The sequence below is a fragment of the Micromonospora palythoicola genome, assembly GCF_036689795.1.
GTDB lineage: Bacteria > Actinomycetota > Actinomycetes > Mycobacteriales > Micromonosporaceae > Micromonospora > Micromonospora palythoicola.
Genome location: NZ_JBAGKI010000132.1, coordinates 1 through 3,968, shown reverse-complemented (window position 1 = coordinate 3,968; position 3,968 = coordinate 1). Strand labels below are relative to the sequence as shown.

Annotated in this window: 4 protein-coding genes; all 4 read right to left on the bottom strand. The window is 69.1% G+C overall.

Going from position 1 to position 3,968, the window contains the following annotated elements; genetic code table 11:
* Nucleotides 1-102: 102 nt before the first annotated feature.
* From V5O40_RS27855 to V5O40_RS27840, 4 genes are read right to left on the bottom strand one after another with little or no spacing between them, the layout of a single operon-like run.
* Complete coding sequence (locus V5O40_RS27855) at nucleotides 103-813, bottom strand: ABC transporter ATP-binding protein (RefSeq protein WP_332908202.1); 711 nt, start codon at nucleotides 811-813, stop codon at nucleotides 103-105.
* A complete protein-coding gene (locus V5O40_RS27850; protein ID WP_332908201.1) occupies nucleotides 803-1,726 on the bottom strand; it encodes an ABC transporter ATP-binding protein in 924 nt (307 codons plus the stop codon). Before V5O40_RS27850 ends, V5O40_RS27855 begins: the two co-directional genes overlap by 11 nt.
* Nucleotides 1,716-2,888 carry a branched-chain amino acid ABC transporter permease gene (locus V5O40_RS27845; RefSeq protein ID WP_332908200.1) on the bottom strand — a complete coding sequence of 391 codons (1,173 nt, stop codon included), beginning with the start codon at nucleotides 2,886-2,888 and terminating at the stop codon, nucleotides 1,716-1,718. Before V5O40_RS27845 ends, V5O40_RS27850 begins: the two co-directional genes overlap by 11 nt.
* A complete protein-coding gene (locus V5O40_RS27840) occupies nucleotides 2,885-3,859 on the bottom strand; it encodes a branched-chain amino acid ABC transporter permease (protein WP_269742566.1) in 975 nt (324 codons plus the stop codon). The genes V5O40_RS27845 and V5O40_RS27840 overlap by 4 nt, the downstream gene beginning before the upstream one ends.
* Nucleotides 3,860-3,968: the final 109 nt, after the last annotated feature.

Here is a 3,968-nt window from a genome sequence, read left to right as displayed (position 1 = left end):
CCCCCCTGCGGGCGTCGGCCCCGCCCGCCCCGCCCTGTTCCGGGGGCCCAACCCCCGGGGGCGGGGGGGGTGGCCCCCCCCGGCCCCCCCCCGCGACGCGACTCAGGCCACGCCCAGGTACGCCTCCTTGACCGACGGGTCGTGCAGCAGGTCCTGCCCGGTGCCCTCCTTGACGATCCGGCCGGTCTCCAGCACGTACCCCCGGTGGGCCCGGGAGAGCGCCTGCTGGGCGTTCTGCTCCACCAACAGGATCGTGGTGCCCTGCTGGTTGATCTCCGTGATGATGTCGAAGATCTGCTGGATGATCATCGGAGCGAGGCCCATCGACGGCTCGTCCAGCAGCAGCAGCTTCGGCCGGCTCATCAACGCCCGGCCCACCGCGAGCATCTGCTGCTCGCCGCCGGAGAGCGTGCCACCCTGCTGGCGGCGCCGCTCGGCCAGCCGGGGGAACAGCGTGAACACCCGGTCCAGGTCGGCGGCGATCCCGGCGTGGTCCCGCCGGGTGTACGCCCCCATGTCCAGGTTGTCCAGCACCGTCATGCCCGGGAAGATGCCCCGCCCCTCGGGTGCCTGGCAGATGCCCCGACGCACCCGCAGGTCGGCCCGCAGGTTGGTGATGTCCTCACCGTTGAACCGGATCGAGCCCAGAGCCACCGGCCGGAGTCCGGAGATGGCCCGCATCGTGCTGGACTTTCCGGCACCGTTGGCGCCGATGAGCGCGACCACCTCGCCTTCCTCGACGTGCAGGCTGATGCCGTGCAGCGCCTCGATCCGGCCGTAGCGCAGCGTCAGGTCGTTGATCTCAAGCAGCATCTGCGGGCTCCCCCAGGTAGGCCGCGATCACCTTCGGGTTGTCCCGTACCTCGGCAGGCGACCCCTCGGCGATCTTCTTGCCGAACTCCAGGACCACGATCCGGTCGGTGACCCCCATGACGAGCCGCATGTCGTGCTCGATGAGCAGGACCGTGAACCCGCGGTCCCGGATCTTGCGGATCAGGTCGAGCAGTTCCTCCTTCTCCGCCGGGTTGAACCCGGCGGCCGGCTCGTCCAGGCAGAGCAACTTCGGCTCGGTCGCCAGCGCTCGGGCGATCTCCAGCCGCCGCTGGTAGCCGTACGGGAGGTTGCGCGCCAGGTCGTTGGCCCGGTCGGCGATGCCCACGAACCGCAGCAGCTCCAGTGCCTTCCGCTCGCCGGCGCGCTCCTCCAACGTGTGCCGGGAGATGCCGAACACCCGCGCCGACGACCGGCGGACCTGCTGCCAGAACCGGACCAGCCCGTTGGTCGCGTCGACCACCGGCAACTCCTCCGGCTTGGGCTTGACGCGGTAGAGCCGGAACAACGCCCCGATCACGCTCGTGTGGTGCCGAGAATCAGCCCCCACCAGCACGTTCTCCAGCGCGGTCATCTCCGGGAAAAGCCGGATGTTCTGGAACGTCCGGGCGATCCCCATCCGGTTGATCCGGTGCGGCTTGCGCCCGCTCACCTGCTCCCCGTCGAAGCGGACCTCGCCCGAGGTCGGCCGGTAGACACCCGTCATCGCGTTGAAACAGGTGGTCTTGCCGGCCCCGTTCGGACCGATCAACCCGATGATCTCGCCCTTGTAGAGGTTGAAACTCAGGTTGTCCAGCGCCACCACCCCACCGAAGCGGAGGGTGACCTGGTCCACCTCGAGCAACACCTCGCGCGGGGCGGCGTCCTCGGGCGACGTCATCTGCTTAGGCAACATTGACGGCAGCCTCCTTCGCCCGGTCCTGCAACTCCCGCGTTCGCCGCCGGCTCGGCAGCAGACCCTGCGGGCGCAGCAGCATGATGAGCACCAGCGCCAACCCGAAGGCCAGCACCCGGTACTCCGAGAAGTCCCGGAACCGCTCCGGCAGGTAGGCGAGCAGGAACGCACCGAGCGCCACACCCGCCATGTTGCCGGACCCGCCGACCACCACCATCGCGACGAACAGGATGGAGAGCTGGACGTTGAAGGTCTCCGGCTGGATGAAGGTCGACCGGCTGGCGAAGAGCAGACCCGACAACCCGCCCAGGGCGGCGCCGATGGCGAACGCCCACAGCTTGAACTTGAACGGGTAGACACCCATGACCGCGGCGGCGTCCTCGTCCTCCCGGATGGCCAGCCACGACCGACCGACCCGGCTGTGCTCCAGCCGGCGCACCAGCAGGACCATCAGCAGCACCACGGTGAGCGCCAGCCAGTACCAGGGCTCGATCTTGAGCAGCCCGAAGACGGTGTTGTCGGCCGACGGCGGCCCCTCCGGACCCGGGATGCCCGCGACGCCCTGCGCCTGGCCGGCCCATCCCGAGTTCTTGGCCACGATCCGGATGATCTCGCCGAAGCCCAACGTCACGATCGCCAGGTAGTCACCCCGCAACCGGAGCGTCGGCCAACCCAGCAGCACGCCGGCGACCAGGGAGAAGGCCAGCGCGATCGGGATACACACCGCCCAGGCGACCGCCCACTCCTCGGACAGGCCGAACTGCCGCTGCAGCGACTGCACCACCGGCGACTGGGTCGAACCGAACAGCGCGACGCTGTAGGCACCCACCGCGTAGAAGCCGACGTAACCGAGGTCGAGCAGACCGGCCAGGCCGATCACCACGTTGAGCCCGATCGCGACCAGCACGTACAGGGCGCACACGAAGAGCACCCCGGCCCAGTTCGAGCCGCCGGCGATGGAGTCGGTCCGGAACCAGTCGAGACCTGGGATGATCAGGTTCGTCCCCGGGATGTCACCCAGGAACGGCAGGTAGTACAGGAACGCGATCCCCGCGAGAACCGCCAGCCAACGCTGCCAGCGGGGCAGCGCCCGCCAACGGTCGGCCATGCCGCCAAAAGCGTGTCGGCGCCGCTCGTTGAACTGTCGCAGTGCCTCTGTCATGCCCTCGCCTTTCCGAGAGACTCACCGAGCAGACCGGTCGGGCGGAAGATCAGCACCACCACGAGCACCACGAAGGCGGCCACGTCCTCCCAGGTCGACCGGGTCAACGTCGCGGCGTACACCTCGATCACACCGAGCAGCAGGCCACCGAGCAGCGCGCCCCGCAGATTGCCGATGCCACCGAGCACCGCGGCGGTGAACGCCTTGAGCCCGATCACGAAACCGATGTCGAACTTGGTGATCCCGTACCGCATGTTCCACAGCAGAGCGGCCGCGCCCGCCATCAGTCCACCCAGCACGAAGACCAGCATGATCACCCGGTCCTGGTGCACCCCCATCAGCGCGGCGGTGTCCGGATTCTGCGCCACCGCGCGCACCCCCCGGCCGTACCGGGTCCGGTTGATGAACTGGTCCAGCCCGTAGAGCATCACCAGGGCCGACACCACCATGATGATCTGCACGTTGGTGATGTTGGCGCCGGCCACCGACAGCACGGTCTCCTGCTTCAGCAGCGCCGGGATGCCGATCACGAGCCGGTTCTCGCTGAAGCCGCGTCCGGAGAAGAACCCCGCCATCCACAGTGCGTAGATCTCCACCAAGACGAGCGAGACACCGATGGCGGTGATCAGGAAGATCAGCGGCGGCGCGTTCATCCGACGTAGTCGCCGGTACGCGACCCGCTCGACGGTCAACGCGGTGGCACCGGAGGCCGCCGCACCGACGACCAGACCGATGAGCAGGTAGACGATCGCCATGCCGATCGAGGGCGTGCCGGTGATCCCGAGCAGCGACCAGGTACCGAGAATCGCGAACGTGCCGACCATGAAGATCTCGGAGTGCGCGAAGTTGATCAGGCGGAGCACACCGTAGACGAGGGTGTACCCCAGCGCGACGAGGGCGTAGATGGCCCCTTTGGACAACCCGTCCACCGTGTGCTGGGCCAGGTTGCCGAACAAGGCATCGAAATTCACGGGTTTCTCCCTTGGCACCGTCGCGGGGGCGGGGGCGCGCGCCCCCCCCCCCCCCCCGCCCCCCCCCGCCCCCCCCGCGCCCGAGCACCAGGGGCGCGGGCCGGCGCCC